We start from the raw sequence: 16,417 nt of genomic DNA, 5'->3' as shown, positions 1-16,417 counted from the left end.
TGACACGTCAGCCGGTGTCAGCCCTCGTCGGCCGGGGGCTCGGGCTCCCCGTCGTCTTCCAGCGGCAGCGGGTCCGCGACGAACGTGCCCCGGCCGTGCACCGTCACGATGAGGCCGCGCTCCCGCAGCACCTGGGCAGCGCGCCGGACGGTGAGGTAGGCGACGCCGTATTCCTGGGCGAGGTCGCGCTCTGCGGGCAGGCGTGCGCCAGACTGAAGCTCCCCGGTCCTGATCCGCGCCTCGATGTGGTCGGCGAGGGCGACATAGATGAGCTGCGGCCCCTGGGGGTTGAACTCCGGTACCTCGCGGCGATCACTCACCCTGACAACGTAAAGCGCTATTGAGCTGCACGAATCTTCAGAGAGCTATACATAGCTCTACATGGCTTAGTACGTTGAGCGACGGAAGAACCCCGGCGAGGTGGTGAGACCTCCCGGGGCACGGCCGACTACGAGGGAGTCGACATGTCGAAGCTACCTCCGCCCCTGGGTGGGGCGGAACCCAGCCCCTGGCTGACGCTGCGGGTGTACCGGGTGACCGACGACGGGCGCGTCACCGCCGACACAGGAACCGTGAACGTGGAGCCCAGCCCCCAGCCGCTGCTGACCAGCGCCTGGCCTCCGTGCCGGTGCCCCCGCCACCGGGGGGAGTCATGACCTCCCGGCTGCACTACTGCCGTCACTGCGACGAGCCGATCACGGACTCGGACGACGCGGTGTACCTCGGGCACCAGGAGGCCAACAGCGGACCCGGCTGGGAGGTGTGGGCGCACCGGGCGCACGCCGACCTCGTTGAGCCGGACCCGGTGCCGCTGCGCATCCTCGCCCGGGTGCTGATCCACCGGGCCCTGAACACCCCCGACGAGTAGCCCGAACAGCACTGATCCCCCGTCAGGCGACGGGGGCTCAGTCGTGTGCGGGGTCAGTCGGTGCGGTCGACTCGCAGGAAGCGGCTGGAGGGTACGCCTAGATGCCGCCTGGGACTCATCTATGAGCCAGCCCCCACATCTAGTGGTTGGATGGTTACACCACATGGCCGGACGCCAGGTCACCGCCTATGTTGGTGCCTCGCCGAGCGAAACCTTCGCCCACTTCGGCACGTCTAGAACGGCGACCCCGGACGGACATGTGATCGAGGGCACATGGCTGCGCAGCGCCTGAGGAACGCCGAGATACGCCCGAGTAAGCGAGCACCCCATTTACAGTCGGCCGAATCGCGCTCCGATGTTGGTTCTCTAGACTGCTCATCACATGCAAAGGAGCCCGGTCACCGCCCAGTTGGCCTAGGAAACCGAGGGCGGGAAGCGAGCTCCCTGCGTGTGCCCCTACCAACGCAAAAGCGGAAGGACACTCATGCACCATAACCAGTTGAGGGCTGACCTGCACGGGTGGGCGCGCGTTCGTCGCGCCGTCGAGTGGGTGAAGCGCTACCGGCGCGCCCTCGTCCTGCGCGCCATGTACGGCGCGGCATACGGAGCGAGCACCACGGGAGCCAGCATGCTCCTGATCTGGCTGCACTCCCGCTTCTGAGCGGAGCCCGCCAACGGAGTCCCGGCCGGTCGGCCGGGACTCCTTCGCGTATCGGGCTGGAGCCCATAACCCCATTGCCGGCTCGGAGACTTGACCCGGTCCCACTGTCGGTGGCAAGTGCGACAATCCCATCCATGAGTGATGAGCTGGCGTCGCCCGACATGTCCCTGGCCCTCGACGCTCCGCAGAACGCTCCCCTCGTGAGTGAGTGGCTGCTCGGCACGAGCGCTGTACTCGCGTATCACCTAGGGAAGACCGACACAGCGCGGATGATCGCCGACGTGTCGTCGGTTGAGGTTCGGCTCTGGAACACCGAGTTCGACCACGAGGGCTACCGGATCGTGCTTGTGGTGGAGCCGAGCCTGTACCCCACGTACAACAAGCGGGAGTTGGACAGCATCGCTGAGGTGATGCGAGACGTGATGTGGGGGTCAGGCAAGTCCGTTGATGAGCTTGTCGCCCGGCCGTCGATTCCTCGCCTCGGCCCGGACTGGCGCAGGCAGATCAAGACCGCCGACGGCCCCAAGCCCAGCAATCAGGGACGACGGCAGCAGCTCGAACCCAGTCATCCGGTGGAAGACCAGCTTCGCTTCACCAATGAGTGGGAGCAGCGCGTCTACCAGGTGCTCAAGCAGCGGCAGGAGTCCCTGCCGGACAGCGAGACGATCGGGATCATGCCCCTCGGCGGGATGCGGGTACGCGGCTGGACCTTCGAGCCCGACCTGCTGATCACCTATCGCGGGTACGCCGGTGTGATCGAGATCGACGGCCCACAGCACAAAGGCCACGCCGGTTATGACCACAGCCGCAGTCGTCTCTTCCTGCACGCCGGGGTCAAGTACGTCGACCGCCTGAACGTGGAGGAAGTGAGCAGCCGTGCGGAAGTGGAGAAGTTTGTCGACGACTTCCTGGCCCAGCTCAAGCGGTAGACAGCACGGAGCCCCCGTCGCGTGACGGGGGCTCCGTCGTGCCGTGAGGGGCCGGGGAGCGCGGGCCGGTGGCCGTGCCAGTGGGGCGCTGAACGGCCGGGAGACGGCCACTCAGGGGCTCGGTGAGGTCACGTCGCGGCCCCGTCGGCGTCCACCCACCTGATCCGGTCGGTGACGTCGGGCGAGGCACTGTCGGCCACCCGCTTGATGCGCACCGCGCCCAGCACCTCGGGCGACAGCAGCAGGGCCGCGACCGCGCGCCGGGTGGTGATGTCGGCCGCCGTCCACCACTGCACCAGGTCGGCCTCGGGGTCGGACGGCAGGATGTCCGCCAGCGGGTCGGGCTCGGTGAGCTTGGCCAACTCGGACTCCAGGCGGGCGATGTCCGTCTCCAGCTCCTCCATGTCGGCGGTGCGCTGGAGCCGGGCCCGAGCCGTCTTGGGCCGGGGCGCGGCCTCCAGCTCCTCCAACTCGTCCTTGAGAGTGGCCAGTTCGGCCCGCTTGGCCTCCTCGTCCGAGCCGGGCTCGGGGCGGCGGCTCAGGGCCGCGTGCCGGTGCGGCGCGGACAGGTACGCGAGGATGACGCCGAGCTGGGGCGGGTCGGCGTCCAGGTCACCGATCAGCAGCCGGTCGACCTCTGCCTTGTCGATCGTGAAGTGGTCGTAGCGGAAGCACCGGTACACCAGGCGGCCGTCATACGCCCGGCCGCCTGGCTTCACGGATACCGTCCCGCCGCAGGTATCGCAGCGCAGCACGCCGGTGAGCACGTGCTTGATCTGCGTGCCGGTGTGGGTCTTGCGGGTGGGGTCGGTGAGGACCCGCTGCACGGCCTCGAACAGCTCCGGCTCGACGAGGGCCTTCCAGTTGCCCGGCCGCTCGGTGCCGCCGTGCACGCGGATGCCGATGTACGCCTTGCGCCTCAGCATCTGGACCAGGTACTGCCGGGAGAGCACCACGCCGGTCTCCCGGCTGCGGATGCCGCGTCGCTCCCAGTCCAGGGCCACGGCCCGGACGGACTCCCGCTTCCGGCCGTTCCAGCCCGCCACGCGCTCGAACAGCTCCACCAGCGGACCCTCGTCGGGGACGGCTTCCTGCGATACCGGGCGCGGGCGGCCGTCGATCAACTCGTAGGTGCGCCGGTATCCGAAGGGGATCTTGCCGTGCGGGCGGCCCTCGTCGACTGCGGAGTTCACTCCCCTGAGCGTACGCACCGACAGGAGGCGAGCCTCCTTCTCCGCGTCGTTGGTGCCGCTGATCAGGCTGTGCCGGTCGCCGTAGTTGCGCGGGGTGAAGGTGCGGTCCAGGCTGGTCACGTGAATGCGGTAGCCGCCCGCCTCCGCCGCGTCGATCAGGGCCACGCCCCGACCGGTCTCGCGGGCGAGTCGGCTGATCTCCCACAGCACGAGGACGTCGTCCGGCTCGCCGAACGCGCCGGACGTCAGGTCGGCCGGCAGCCGCTCAAAGTCGTCGCGGGCCTTGGTGGCGAACTTGGAGGCGGAGCCGGTGTCCTTGTACGGCTCGCCCCACCCCCATGGCCCGTGGTCCTTCTCGGCCGCGAGGTTGTCCCTGTGCTGGTCGCTGATGCTGCGGGCGGTCTTGCCCTTCCCCTTGGATACCCGCAGGTACTCCCGCCCGGTGCGCGTCGCCATGGCCTTGCCCCTCCCTGTCCCGCTAGGGCCCCGGCATGTCCCCTTCCTCACCTACCGCAGGTGTAATCATGACCGTGGACGACGACCCGGGGGTCTCCCGCGCCGTCGCCCGGGACCTCAGGCGGCGCTACGGCGCCTCGTACCGGATCGTGCGCGCGGAGTCCGGCGAGTCCGCGCTGGACACGCTGCGCGAGCTGAAGCTGCGCGGTGACCTCGTGGCCGTCATCCTGGCCGACTACCGCATGCCGCGGATGAACGGCATCGAGTTCCTCGAACAGGCCCTGGACGTGTATCCGGGCGCGCGGCGGATGCTGCTGCCCCTGACCGCCGCCGGACCCGACGGCACGGCGCTCGCGTCCGAGGACCGTACGACTTCCCGGGAGCCGGCATGACCAGTGACACCGGAATCGACCCCCGCGTCCCGCCGAGCGGCACCGGCTGCGTCGAGTGCGACGCCGACGGCGGCTGGTGGTTCCATCTGCGGCGGTGCGCGCAGTGCGGCCACATCGGCTGCTGCGACGACTCCCCCGGCAAGCACGCCACCGCCCACCACCGGGCCACCGGGCACCCGGTGATCCGCAGCTACGAGCCGGGCGAGGGCTGGTTCTGGAACTACGACACGGACGAGCTGTACGAGACCGGCCCCGAGCTCGCACCCCCGGCGAGCCACCCGGCGGACCAGCCGGCGCCCGGCCCGGCGGGCCGCGTCCCCGCCGACTGGGCGGACATGCTGCGCTGAGCCGTCCCGCCCAGCCCGTCATGGTGCGCACTCGGCACTCGAATTGTCATGAGCGCGCCATGCAGTCCAGGGTGTCCGTCTGCCAATCCACCCCACTCTGTGCAATCCACCCCACTCGGTGATCGGCGAGTGACCAACTGTGTGTCGCCGGTGGAGAGCTGACGTGATGGGAGATGCTTGCCCCGCCCGGATGCGGTCGGTCCCGCACGGATCACCGCGTGGACGGAGACGGGAGAGGGAGCGTATGGCCTCACGGACGGTGCGCCGGAGTGCGGTGCTCGGCCCGCTGGCGCTGGCCCTGCTCACGGGGCCGGTGCACGCGGCGGAGGGCCGGGCGGACGCCGGGGCGTCCTCCGCCGTCCTTCCCGCGCCGGATCCGGCGGCGCTCGGCGGCCGGCTGCGCACGGCGCTCGCCCAGGGCGCGCCGGGCGCGATGGCACGGATCGACGACCACCGCCTCTCCCCCGACGACCACGCCACGGTGTACAAGGCCACGGAAGGGATCGCCGACCGCGGGACGAAGGAGCCGGTGAACACCGACGACCGGTTCCGCATCGGCAGCGTCACCAAGACCTTCTCCGCGGTCGTGCTGCTGCAACTGGCGGCCGAGGGCCGGGTGCGGCTCGACGACCCGGTCGGCCACTACCTGCCGGGGCTGCTGCCGGACGCCCGGATCACGGTGCGGCACCTGCTCAGCCACAGCAGCGGCCTGTACGACTACACCTCCGACCTGTTCGCCCGGACGGTGCCCGGCTTCGAGGCCGTACGCACCAGGGTGTTCACCTACCGCGAGCTGCTCGGCCTGTCGCTGCGGCGCCCGCTCACCCAGGCGCCCGGTGCCGGCTACGCCTACTCCAACACCAACTACGTGGTGGCCGGCCTGCTCATCGAGAAGCTGACCGGCCACCCGGTGCGGACCGAGTACGAGAACCGGATCATCAAGCCGCTGCGGCTGGGCGACACCTTCTACGTCCACCCCGGCATGAAGATCCCCGGCCGGCACACGCGCGGCTATCTCACCCCGGACGAGGCCAGGGCCCCGCTGGTGGACGCCACCGAGCAGACGGTGTCCTGGGCGCAGAGCGCGGGCGCGCTCATCTCCAGCACGCGCGATCTGAACACCTTCCTCTCGGCGCTGCTGGGCGGGCGGCTGCTGCCCGCCGCCCGGCTGGCGGAGATGCGGCGGTGGATCCCGGCGGGCACCGGCCAGGCGTACGGGCTCGGGCTGCGCCGCCGCGACCTGTCGTGCGGGGTGTCGGTGTACGGGCACACGGGCGCCGTACAGGGCTACTACACCTACGCGTTCACCAGCGAGGACGGCAGGCGCAGCCTCACCGCGCTCGCCAACGCCTCCAACAACGGCAGGGTTCACCTGACGATGCTGAGCACACTGGAGCCGGCGTTCTGCGGCAAGCAGGCGAAGGCGCAGGGCGCGGCCGTGCTGCCGTACCCGGCCGGGGAGGACGACTTCGCTCAGTGATCCTGGATCTTGGCGGAACCGGCGCTTCCGGGCCAGGATGCCCGCATGAAAGGTGACCTCTTCTCCAGTGAGCACGTGGTACGGCCCTCGACCGCGCCGGGCATGTCGGTCGAGAACGCCAAGTGCCTGAAGTACACGGTGGACGGCGAGATGTTCGCCCGTCAGGGCTCGATGGTGGCCTTCCGCGGCGACCTGCGGTTCGAGCGCAAGGGCCAGGGCGTGGGCGGCATGCTCAAGCGTGCGGTCACCGGGGAGGGACTGCCGCTGATGACGGTGCGCGGGCGGGGCGAGGCCTGGTTCGCGCAGGAGGCGCAGAACTGTTTCGTCGTCGAGGTCGAGCCCGGTGACGAGTTCACCGTCAACGGCCGCAACGTCCTGTGCTTCGACGCGACGCTGTCGTACCGGATCACGACGGTCAAGGGGGCGGGAATCGTCGGCGGCGGGCTGTTCAACAGTGTGTTCACCGGTCAGGGACGCCTGGGCCTGGTGTGCGAGGGCAGCCCGCTGGTCATACCGGTCACGCCGGAGCAGCCGGTGTACGTCGACAAGGACGCGGTGGTCGGCTGGACGACCCGCCTGCAGCCGTCGCTGCACCGCGTGCAGTCGATCGGCTCGATGCTGCGCGGCGGGTCGGGCGAGGTGGTGCACACCCGGCTCGTCACCCGGGTCAGCCGATCGGTCTCGGCGGCCAGCTCGTGCGTGATCACCTGGTGGGCCGCCCGCCGCACCGTCGCCTCCCAGTCGCCGCCGCGGTCGGGCTGCGGGGCGGCGTACCGCCGGTACCGGTCGAGCAGTTCGTCCGCCCCCGCCGGGTCGGTGAACAGGCCGTCGACGTGCCGCAGGGCGTCGTAGCCGGTGGTGCCGGCGACCGGCCAGGCCGCCGGCAGGTGCTCGCCGTCGGAGAGGATCTTCTCCACCACCGTCCAGCACCCGCCCGTCGCCTCGTGCAACTGTTCGAGATAGCCGTCCGGGTCGGCGAGCCCGTCGGGGTGGTCGATGCGCAGCCCGTCGATCACGCCCTCGCGCAGCAGCCGCAGGATCTTGGCGTGGGTCGCCTCGAACACCTCCGGGTCCTCCACCCGTACCCCGATCAGCTCGGAGATGCTGAAGAACCGCCGGTAGTTCAGTTCCGTACGGGCCAGCCGCCACCACACCGGCCGGTACCACTGCGCGTCCAGCAGCTGAGGCAGGGGCAGCCTCCCGGTGCCCTCGCGCAGCGGGAAGGCGTGGTCGTAGTAGCGCAGGACGTCGCCGTCCGCCTTCAGCTCGCCGATCTCCCTGCCGACCGGCCCGCCGAGCACCGGCAGCAGCACCTTGCCGCCCTGGGCCTCCCAGTCGATGTCGAACCAGCGCGCGTACGGTGACGCCGGCCCCTCCCGCAGCACCTCCCACAGGGCGCGGTTGTGCCGCGGCGCCATGGCCATGTGGTTGGGCACGATGTCCACGACCAGGCCGAGCCCGTGCTCCCGCGCGGTGCGCGACAGCGCCCGCAGGCCCTCCTCGCCGCCGAGCTCGTCACGCACGCGCGCGTGGTCCACGACGTCGTAGCCGTGCAGGGAGCCCGGCACGGCCTGGAGGACGGGGGACAGGTGCAGGTGGGAGACGCCGAGCGACGCCAGGTACGGCACGGCCCGCGCGGCGGCCGCGAACGGGAACCCGGGCTGGAGCTGGAGCCGGTAGGTGGCCGTGGGCACGGGGCGGACGGGTGCGGGGCGCTCGGAGGTCATGGAAAGTTACGTACCCGCCCGGCGGCCTTTCGTGTCATCCGTCCGCCCCGTGTCCACGCCCCACCCGTCCGCCGTGTGCCCGCGCCCCATCCGGACGGGTCTGTCCATGCCCCACCCGGGCGGGCGCCCGCCCGAGGCGTGCCCTCGCCCGAACGGGGCACCGGCTCCTAGGCCGGCCGCTGGAGCACGGTCAGGCTGCGGTCCTTCAGCGTCAGCCGGTCCCCGGCCCGCGCCTTCGGGCCGGTGCCGGGCGGGACCGGATCCGTGCGGGCCGTGTCGACCACCACCTGCCACTGCCGCCCGTGGTCGACCGGCACGACGAACTCGAGCGGCTTCGGCGCGGCGTTGAACATCAGCAGGAAGGAGTCGTCGGTGATCCGCTCCCCGCGCGTGCCGGGCTCCGAGATCGCGTTGCCGTTGAGGAACACGGTCAGCGCGGAGGCCTGCGCCGAGTTCCAGTCCTGCTGGGTCATCTCCCGTCCCTCGGGGGTGAACCAGGCGATGTCGGACAGCTCGTCGTGGGTGCCCTCCACCGGCCGCCCGTGGAAGAAGCGGCGTCGGCGGAACACCGGGTGGTCCCGGCGCAGCGCCGCCATCGCCCGTACGAAGTCCGGCAGCCCGCCGCCCGGCTCCGGCTCGCCGGACTCCGGCCAGCGCACCCAGGCGAGCTCGTTGTCCTGGCAGTAGGCGTTGTTGTTGCCCCGCTGGGTGCGGGCGAACTCGTCGCCGTGGCTGATCATGGGCACGCCCTGGGACAGCATCAGCGTCGCGACGAAGTTGCGCATCTGCCGGGCCCGCAGTTCGAGCACGTCGGGGTCGTCGGCCTCGCCCTCCACTCCGCAGTTCCAGGACCGGTTGTGGCTCTCGCCGTCCCGGTTGTCCTCGCCGTTGGCCTCGTTGTGCTTCTCGTTGTACGACACCAGGTCGTGCAGGGTGAAGCCGTCGTGGCAGGTGACGAAGTTGATCGAGGCCAGCGGGCGGCGGCCGTCGTACTGGTAGAGGTCGGAGGAGCCGGTCAGCCGGGAGGCGAACTCCGCGAGCGCCCGCGGCTCGCCCCGCCACAGGTCCCGGACGGTGTCGCGGTACTTGCCGTTCCACTCGGTCCACAGCGGCGGGAAGTTCCCCACCTGGTAGCCGCCCTCGCCCACGTCCCAGGGTTCGGCGATCAGCTTCACCTGGGAGACCACCGGGTCCTGCTGCACCAGGTCGAAGAACGACGACAGCCGGTCCACCTCGTGGAACTGCCGGGCCAGGGTCGCCGCCAGGTCGAAGCGGAAGCCGTCGACGTGCATCTCGGTGACCCAGTACCGCAGCGAGTCCATGATCAGTTGAAGCACGTGCGGGGACCGCATGAGCAGGGAGTTCCCGGTGCCCGTGGTGTCCATGTAGTAACGCGGGTCGTCGGTGAGCCGGTAGTAGCGGGGGTTGTCGATGCCCTTGAAGGACAGCGTCGGCCCGAGGTGGTTGCCCTCGGCGGTGTGGTTGTAGACCACGTCGAGGATGACCTCGATCCCGGCCTCGTGCAACGCGCGGACCGCCGACTTGAACTCCAGCACCTGCTGGCCGCGGTCGCCCCAGGAGGCGTAGGCGTTGTGCGGGGCGAAGAAGCCGATCGTGTTGTAGCCCCAGTAGTTGTTCAGGCCCATGTCCACCAGGCGGTGATCGTTCACGAACTGGTGTACGGGCATCAGCTCCAGCGCGGTGACACCCAACTCGGTCAGGTGTTCGATGATCGCCGGGTGGGCGAGCGCCGCGTAGGTGCCGCGCAGCTCCTCGGGCAGCCCCGGGTGCCGCATGGTGAGGCCCTTGACGTGGGCCTCGTAGATCACCGTCTCGTGGTAGCCGCGCCGGGGCGGCCGGTCGTCGCCCCAGTCGAAGTACGGGTTCACCACGACCGAGGTCATGGTGTGCGGCGCCGAGTCCAGGTCGTTGCGCCGGCCGGGGTCGTCGAAGTGGTAGCCGTACACCTCCTCCCCCCAATGGACCGAGCCGCTGATCGCACGTGCGTACGGATCGAGCAGCAGCTTCGCGGAGTTGCAGAGCAGCCCGCGCTCCGGGGCGTAGGGACCGTGCACCCGGAACCCGTACCGCTGCCCCGGCATGACACCGGGCACGTACGCGTGCCGGACGAACGCGTCGCTCTCCCGCAGCTCCACCGCGGTCTCCGAGCCGTCGTCGTGCAGCAGACACAGCTCTACTCGGTCCGCGGCCTCCGTGAAGACCGCGAAATTGGTGCCGGCGCCGTCGTACGTGGCACCGAGTGGATACGCCTCTCCAGGCCAGACCTGCATGGATACGACTCTTTCAGGTGTGCGGCGCCACTGGTGGTCCCTTGGCCCCGAGTCTCCCCAAAAGTGAGACACCCACCTATGACCTGGCTCGCTCGTGCGGGTGGGGCATTCGGGTACTCCCGTGGCTCAGGGGAAAGGGGGGAAGGGGAAAAGGGAGGAAGATCTACGCACAGGTGTGCGCCGCCCGTCAACGTCAAGGCTATGAATCCGCTCACTCCACCGACTGCGGACGGTCGGAACAAGCGCACACGGTGGGGAAGTTGGGAAAGGAGCTGTCCATCCGGCTGCACCGCGCGCCGCACCCGGAGTACCCTTCCTTGATCGTTGGGGCAGGGAGTGCCCGGGGGAGTGGAAGGCGGTGCGCGGGTGGGCTCGGGAGGCCTGGAGCTGCCCCCTGGTGACGGAGGTCATGAGGGGGACTCCACAGACGTCCCGCCCGGCGCGGTGTCCCTGGCCCGGCCGATGGACGTGGGTGCCATCGGTCCGGAGCTGGACTGGGACGCCGGCGCCTGGCGCGAGGTGCGTACACGCGCCCAGCGGGCCGGCCGGGCCTACATATGGCTGAACCTCGTCGAGCAGCGGCTGCGCGCCGTCGTGGCCGCCGTCCTGCGGCCCGTCTACGAACCCGTCCACGGCGACGACTGGGTGGTGGCCGCGGCCGGACCGGCCGGCCAGGAGTGGGCGCAGCGGGCGGTCGCGGTACGCGAAGTCAGCCGCCGCAAGGGCTACTTGCTCGACCCGGCCGACGACAACGTGATCAGCTTCCTCACCCTGCCGCAGCTGCGCGAGCTGATGGTGCAGCACTGGCCGTGCTTCGAGCCGTACATCGACGAGCGCCGGGACGTCGAACTCGCCCTGGACGAGCTGGAGGTGACCCGCAACGTCGTCTCCCGCAACCGGGCCCTGTCCGAGGCCGTGCTGGCCCAGGCCGAGCGCGCCTCCGCGCGGCTCCTGGAGATCCTCGGCACGGGCGGCGACGTGCCCTCCGCGCGGCGGCTGCCGGTGGACGCGGTGGAGGACCTGGTCGGCGACCGGTACGCGGACGTGGTCGCGGTGCATCCGGACCGGGTGCGGCTGCTGCGCCAGTTCCCGGCCGAGGACATCTTCGGCGGCGCCCGCCGCCTGGACGCCATCGGCATCGGGCTGAACCTGCTCGTGCAGAACTTCTCCGGCCGCCGCCTGGTCCGGCTCGCCGAGTCCGGCTCCCGGGTGCGGCTGCTGTTCCTGAACCCGGCCTCCAGCGCCGTGAAGCGGCGCGAGCGCGAACTCGGGCTCAAGCGCGGCGAGCTGAGCCGCTCGGTGGAGATGAACATCCTGCACATGCGGCGGGTGCGCTCCCGGCTGCGCGACCCGGGCGCCTTCGGGATCCAGGTCTACGACGAGACGCCCCGCGCCACCGCCTACCTGGTGGACGGCGACGGCTCCGACGGCATCGCGGTCGTGCAGTCCTACCTGCGGCGCGCCCGGGGCATGGAGACGCCGGTGTTCGTCCTGCGCAACGGCAACAAGGTGGTCAAGTCGGACGAGACCGACGAAGGCGGGCTCTTCTCCGCCTATCGCGAGGAGTTCGGGCTGATGTGGGCGGATTCGCGCCCGGTGTCCTGAACCGCCTTCGGCCTTCGGGGCCTCCCGGTCCTCCGGGCGGAAAGCGGAACGCGATCCTCGGATTGTCAGTGGCGCATGCGATCGTGGAGACCACTGGGGGAAAGCACCACCGAGGAGGGGGCCGCCATGAGCTGGCACCAGGAGCCGCTGATCGGCTTCGACCTGGAGACCACCGGGACCGATATCGAGACCGACCGGATCGTCACCGCGGCGGTTGTGACCGTTGACCCGGCCGAGCGGCTTCCCGAAGCCCGCACCTGGCTGCTCGATCCAGGAGTGACCATCTCCGAGGAGGCGACGGCGATCCACGGCATCTCCACGGAACACGCCCGCCTGCACGGGGAACCGGCCGCCTCCGCGATCGAGGAGATCACGTCCGCGGTCAGTGAAGTGCTGAACTCGGGCACCCCGCTGGTGGTGATGAACGCGCGGTACGACCTCTCGCTGCTGGACCGCGAATGTCGCCGACACGGGATAGAGCCGCTGGTCGAGCGGTTGCGTGGCGGGATATCGCCCATCATCGACCCCTTGGTCCTGGACAAGTACGTGGATCGCTACAGAAAGGGGAAGCGGAACCTCCGGGCGCTCTGTGAGCACTACGGCGTACAGCTCGACGATGCGCACAACGCGGTCGCGGACGCAGTGGCTGCGGCCCGTACCGCCCGGCGCATGGGGGAGAAGCACTCGGCCATAAGGGGGTTGGCACCGGTGGATCTCCACGACCTCCAGGTTCGTACGGCAGCCGAGCAGGCGGCATCGCTGCAGAGATACCTCCGACGCACCTCGAACCCCGAGGCGACGGTCGAGCCGGCCTGGCCTGTCGTCCCCCATGGCCGCTGATCGCAGCAGTCACCCACTGCCCGCGCGGCTCTTCGGGTCTCGGCAGTGATCCTCAAGGGAGTGCACGCCGCCCGCGAAGCGGGGCAGCGGTACCGGCAAGCACCGCGCCAAGGGCGCGCTCCTGAGCGACCTGCCCGGGGGAGCCAGGAAGGGTGAGGTACCCATGACGCACGCCGCAGGCCCGCCGCCGCGCGGGCGCCGCCGCCCGGACCTGCGGCACTGGCTGAGACCCCAGGGTTCACACCGTGGCCCGATACCTTCGGTGGTGACCGGCGGGGCGGGAAACGGCACCAGTGCCGGCCGCCCGGCCCCTGACGGCAGGAGCGACGGCAGCACCCACGGATTTCCCCGCACGACCACGGATGCCAGCGGAACCCAAGAACCATGCTGACCAGCGAAAGCAGGTGGAAGGGTGCCGCACAGCACACGCACCGTGTGCTGGCGAGTGAGATCAGAACGGGTACCAGCGCACCGTGGGGTCCCCGTCGCGCAGGGACGCCACCCGGCGCTTGAACTCGGCCAGGGCCTGGGGGTTGTCCTGGGCGTGCTGGGCGACCCAGGCGCAGCTGGCCGTCTCGCGGGCGCCGCGCAGCACCGGGCAGCCCTCCCACTCCCGTACGTCCCAGCCGTAGGTGTCGGCGAAGGAGTCGTACGCCTCGGCGGGCAGGCCGTAGCGGTCCCGGGACAGGGCCATGACCACCAGGTCGTGCTCGCGCAGGTCGGCGGAGAAGGTCTCCAGGTCGACCAGGACGGGCCCGTCCGGACCGACGTGCACGTTGCGCGTCAGCGCGTCGCCGTGGATCGGGCCCGGCGGCAGATGGGGGGTGAGCGCGGCGGCGGCCGCCGCGAAGCCGTCGCGGCGCTCGCGCAGGAACGCCGCGTCGGCCGGATCGACGGCGTCCCCCGCGAGCCGCAGCCAGCGCTCCACACCGCCCAGCAGCTCGCGCGGCGGCAGCTCGAAGCCGGGAGCGGGCAGCGCGTGGACGAGGCGCAGCAGCCCGGCCAGGTCCCGCGGTTCGGCGGGCCGCACCGGCTCGGGCAGCCGATGCCACACGGTCACCGGATGCCCCTCGACGAGCACCGCCTCGGCCTCGGCGGCCCGCACAGCGGGCACCCCGGCCTCTGCCAGCCACACCGCGATGCGCAACTCCCGCCGCGCCCGCTCCAGCAGCTCGGCGTCACTGCCCACCTTCACGACGAGGTCCCCGACGGCGAACACCGCGTTCTCCCCCAGGGCGAGCAGCCGTGCGTCCCGCCCCGAACCGGGCAGCACTCCCGCCGCGGCCAGTACGTCCCGCGCCCGAGCCTCGTCCATCGTCCGTCTCCATGTTCGTGATTCATATCCGTATGCGTGCTCGAACCCCCCGACGTCCGACGGTCAGTCTCGCATCCGCACAGGTCGGCGCCGGTGCCCGGTGCCGCGAACCGGGCGGTCCGTGTCCCGGCGCCGTAAAGCGTTTGAACGCGGCGCACCGTCTCGTTCATGGTGGAGGCCATGACAACCGGCTCCCACATCGCCATGTTCTCCATCGCCGCCCACGGCCACGTGAACCCCAGCCTGGAGGTGATCCGGGAACTCGTCGCGCGCGGGCACCGGGTCACGTACGCCATCCCGCCGGTGTTCGCGGACAAGGTCGCCGAGACCGGTGCCGAGGTGAAGCCCTGGCATTCCACGCTGCCCTCGCCCGACGACGACCCGTCCGCCTGGGGGACCACGCTGCTCGACAACGTCGAGCCGTTCCTGAACGACGCGATCCAGGCCCTGCCCCAGCTGATCGAGGCCTACGCGGACGATGAGCCCGACCTGGTCCTGTACGACATCACCTCCTACCCGGCCCGCGTCCTCGCCCACCGCTGGGGCGTGCCGGCGGTCTCTTTGTCGCCGAACCTCGTGGCCTGGGAGGGCTACGAGGAGGAGGTCGCCGAACCGATGTGGGCGGAGCCCCGGCAGACCGAGCGGGGCCGGGCCTACTACGCCCGCTTCGAGACCTGGCTGAGGGAGAACGGGATCACCCGGCACCCGGACTCCTTCGCCGGCCGCCCCGACCGCTCGCTCGTCCTGATCCCGCGGGCGCTGCAGCCGCACGCCGACCGGGTCGACGAGAAGGTCCACACCTTCGTCGGCGCCTGCCAGGGCGACCGCTCGGCCCAGGGCGACTGGCAGCGGCCCGCCGGAGCCGAGAAGGTGGTGCTCGTCTCGCTCGGCTCGGCCTTCACCAAGCAGCCCGCCTTCTACCGGGAGTGCGTCCGGGCCTTCGCCGGACTGCCGGGCTGGCACCTGGTGCTCCAGGCCGGCCGGCACGTGACCCCCGCCGAGCTCGGCGACGTACCCGCCAACGTCGAAGTGCGGTCCTGGGTGCCGCAGTTGGCGATCCTGCGCGAGGCCGACCTGTTCGTCACGCACGCCGGGGCCGGCGGCAGCCAGGAGGGCCTGGCCACCGCCACACCGATGATCGCCGTGCCGCAGGCCGTCGACCAGTTCGGCAACGCGGACATGCTCCAGGGCCTCGGCGTCGCCCGCCACGTCCCCATGGAGGAGGCGACCGCCGAGACCCTGCGCGCCGCCGCCCTCGCCCTGGTCGACGACCCCGACGTCGCGCGGCGACTGAAAGCCGTCCAGGCCGAGATGGCCCAGGAGGGCGGGACGCGGCGAGCGGCCGATCTCATCGAGGCCGAACTGCCCGCCGGTCGCCGGTGACAGGGGCGGGGCCCGGCGGCTCGTACAAGCCGCCGGGCCCCGCCCGTTCCACAGGGGGGGTCACACCCCCACCCGCTCGCCCTCCCGCGGCGCGGGCGCGGTGGCCACTGCCGCGGGGGCCTCGTCGTGGGTGAGGTCCGGCAGACGGTGCAGCCACTTGGGCAGGTACCAGTTGCGTTCGCCCAGCAGGGACATCACCGCGGGCAGCAGCACGCCGCGGATGACGGTGGCGTCGATGAGGACCGCGGTCGCCAGGACCACGCCCATCTGCTTCATGGACTGCGTGACTCCACCCACGCGTAAACGTGCGGGCTTCCTGTGTCGGTGGCTAAGTGGTCGCCCTCGGAAGTTCTTCGGGGGTTGACTGCAGAGTCGGTGTGGTGTCTGGTATCCCGACTTGCCGGATCGCCACTGCGTCGAGGTTGATGTCGTGGACTCCTCTGCGGGCGTCGCGGCAGACTCCTTGGGATGGTGCACCTGCGCGTTCTCACGAAAAGCGACTGGCCGTTGTGGCGGGAGGTTCGCCTTGCTGCGCTGGGCGAGGCACCGCAGGCATTCAAGGCTCGGCTTGCGGACTGGCACAGCGGCGGAGAGGAACGGTGGCGTGAGCGCTTGGAGATGCCCGACGCCTACAACATCGTTGCGTTGCTGGGTGGTCGAACGGTCGCGGTGGCCAGCGGCCTTCCTGGGGACAGCGGCGCATGCGAACTGAGGTCGGTGTGGGTCAGTCCCCAGGCGCGGGGTCGCGGCGTCGGAGACCGGTTGATAGCGGCAGTCGAAAGGTGGGCCCTGCAGTCGGGTGCTACGACGCTGAAACTCGCGGTGATCCCGGGCAACGAGTCGGCCATCGCGCTGTATCAGCGCAACGGCTTCATCATCGCGGAAGAGCTCGGAGACCTGTTGGCCGATGGTGTGACCAGGGAACGGGTG

General features: G+C 70.7%; 14 protein-coding genes and 4 pseudogenes. 12 read left to right on the top strand and 6 right to left on the bottom strand.

Annotated elements, in window-relative coordinates; translation table 11 throughout:
- Nucleotides 1-17 precede the first annotated feature (17 nt).
- On the bottom strand, nt 18-320 hold the full coding sequence (locus C1I97_RS06040) for a GntR family transcriptional regulator (RefSeq protein ID WP_111002183.1): 303 nt from the start codon (nt 318-320) through the stop codon (nt 18-20).
- Between the two features lie 332 nt (nt 321-652).
- Between C1I97_RS06040 and C1I97_RS06030 the strand changes: the two genes are divergently transcribed.
- The 4 genes from C1I97_RS06030 to C1I97_RS06025 all read left to right on the top strand — a co-directional run bounded on the left by C1I97_RS06030 (nt 653) and on the right by C1I97_RS06025 (nt 2,458).
- Nucleotides 653-868 carry a hypothetical protein gene (locus tag C1I97_RS06030; RefSeq protein WP_111002181.1) on the top strand — a complete coding sequence of 72 codons (216 nt, stop codon included), beginning with the start codon at nt 653-655 and terminating at the stop codon, nt 866-868.
- A gap of 163 nt (nt 869-1,031) precedes the next feature.
- Nucleotides 1,032-1,160 carry a hypothetical protein gene (locus tag C1I97_RS41145; RefSeq protein ID WP_258382438.1) on the top strand — a complete coding sequence of 43 codons (129 nt, stop codon included), beginning with the start codon at nt 1,032-1,034 and terminating at the stop codon, nt 1,158-1,160.
- A 207-nt stretch (nt 1,161-1,367) separates the two neighbouring features.
- Nucleotides 1,368-1,529, top strand: coding sequence for a hypothetical protein (locus C1I97_RS39690; RefSeq protein WP_181446587.1), 162 nt, complete (start codon nt 1,368-1,370; stop codon nt 1,527-1,529).
- Between the two features lie 134 nt (nt 1,530-1,663).
- Entirely contained in the window at nt 1,664-2,458 is a 795-nt protein-coding gene (locus C1I97_RS06025; protein ID WP_111002180.1) for a hypothetical protein, read from the top strand.
- Nucleotides 2,459-2,586: 128 nt separating this feature from the next.
- On the opposite strand, the gene C1I97_RS06020 is transcribed toward C1I97_RS06025, so the two are convergent.
- Complete coding sequence (locus C1I97_RS06020) at nt 2,587-4,107, bottom strand: recombinase family protein (protein WP_111002179.1); 1,521 nt, start codon at nt 4,105-4,107, stop codon at nt 2,587-2,589.
- A gap of 35 nt (nt 4,108-4,142) precedes the next feature.
- Here C1I97_RS06020 and C1I97_RS06015 point away from each other — a divergent pair.
- The 4 genes and pseudogenes from C1I97_RS06015 to C1I97_RS06000 all read left to right on the top strand — a co-directional run.
- Nucleotides 4,143-4,424, top strand: a pseudogene (locus C1I97_RS06015) (response regulator); the annotation flags it as partial.
- Between the two features lie 71 nt (nt 4,425-4,495).
- The gene (locus tag C1I97_RS06010) at nt 4,496-4,846 is read left to right on the top strand and encodes a UBP-type zinc finger domain-containing protein (RefSeq protein ID WP_111002178.1); all 351 of its coding nucleotides are present in this window, start codon (nt 4,496-4,498) and stop codon (nt 4,844-4,846) included.
- 244 nt (nt 4,847-5,090) lie between these two features.
- Complete coding sequence (locus tag C1I97_RS06005; RefSeq protein WP_111002177.1) at nt 5,091-6,326, top strand: serine hydrolase domain-containing protein; 1,236 nt, start codon at nt 5,091-5,093, stop codon at nt 6,324-6,326.
- A gap of 45 nt (nt 6,327-6,371) precedes the next feature.
- Nucleotides 6,372-6,983: pseudogene (locus tag C1I97_RS06000) on the top strand (AIM24 family protein); the annotation flags it as partial.
- On the opposite strand, the pseudogene C1I97_RS05995 reads toward C1I97_RS06000, so the two are convergent.
- Nucleotides 6,953-8,053 (bottom strand): annotated as a pseudogene (locus C1I97_RS05995) (alpha-amylase family glycosyl hydrolase); the annotation flags it as partial. The pseudogenes C1I97_RS06000 and C1I97_RS05995 sit on opposite strands and share 31 nt — an antisense overlap.
- Before the next feature lie 167 nt (nt 8,054-8,220).
- Nucleotides 8,221-10,344: a glycogen debranching protein GlgX gene (gene glgX / locus C1I97_RS05990; RefSeq protein ID WP_111002176.1), complete on the bottom strand. Its 2,124-nt coding sequence runs from the start codon at nt 10,342-10,344 to the stop codon at nt 8,221-8,223.
- A 366-nt stretch (nt 10,345-10,710) separates the two neighbouring features.
- Here glgX and C1I97_RS05985 point away from each other — a divergent pair, with 366 nt between their 5' ends.
- Nucleotides 10,711-11,949, top strand: coding sequence for an SAV2148 family HEPN domain-containing protein (locus C1I97_RS05985; RefSeq protein ID WP_111002195.1), 1,239 nt, complete (start codon nt 10,711-10,713; stop codon nt 11,947-11,949).
- A 126-nt stretch (nt 11,950-12,075) separates the two neighbouring features.
- Nucleotides 12,076-12,789, top strand: coding sequence for a 3'-5' exonuclease (locus C1I97_RS05980; protein WP_111002175.1), 714 nt, complete (start codon nt 12,076-12,078; stop codon nt 12,787-12,789).
- 451 nt (nt 12,790-13,240) lie between these two features.
- Here the strand turns inward: C1I97_RS05980 and C1I97_RS05975 are convergent, their stop codons facing one another.
- Nucleotides 13,241-14,104, bottom strand: a complete 864-nt coding sequence (locus C1I97_RS05975; RefSeq protein WP_111002174.1) for a phosphotransferase enzyme family protein — start codon at nt 14,102-14,104, stop codon at nt 13,241-13,243.
- Nucleotides 14,105-14,272: 168 nt separating this feature from the next.
- Here C1I97_RS05975 and mgt point away from each other — a divergent pair, with 168 nt between their 5' ends.
- Complete coding sequence (gene mgt, locus C1I97_RS05970) at nt 14,273-15,487, top strand: macrolide-inactivating glycosyltransferase (protein ID WP_441349085.1); 1,215 nt, start codon at nt 14,273-14,275, stop codon at nt 15,485-15,487.
- Nucleotides 15,488-15,547: 60 nt separating this feature from the next.
- Here mgt and C1I97_RS05965 read toward each other — a convergent pair.
- Nucleotides 15,548-15,769: pseudogene (locus tag C1I97_RS05965) on the bottom strand (MMPL family transporter); the annotation flags it as partial.
- A gap of 186 nt (nt 15,770-15,955) precedes the next feature.
- On the opposite strand from C1I97_RS05965, the gene C1I97_RS05960 reads away from it, so the two are divergent.
- The coding region (locus C1I97_RS05960) for a GNAT family N-acetyltransferase (RefSeq protein WP_111002194.1) at nt 15,956-16,417 on the top strand (462 nt) is incomplete at its 3' end.

Origin of the sequence: Streptomyces sp. NTH33 (genome assembly GCF_003236365.1) — a bacterium.
Taxonomy (GTDB): Bacteria; Actinomycetota; Actinomycetes; order Streptomycetales; family Streptomycetaceae; genus Streptomyces.
Note: the sequence above shows the minus strand (reverse complement) of the source record. Positions and strands in the feature narration are given on the sequence as shown.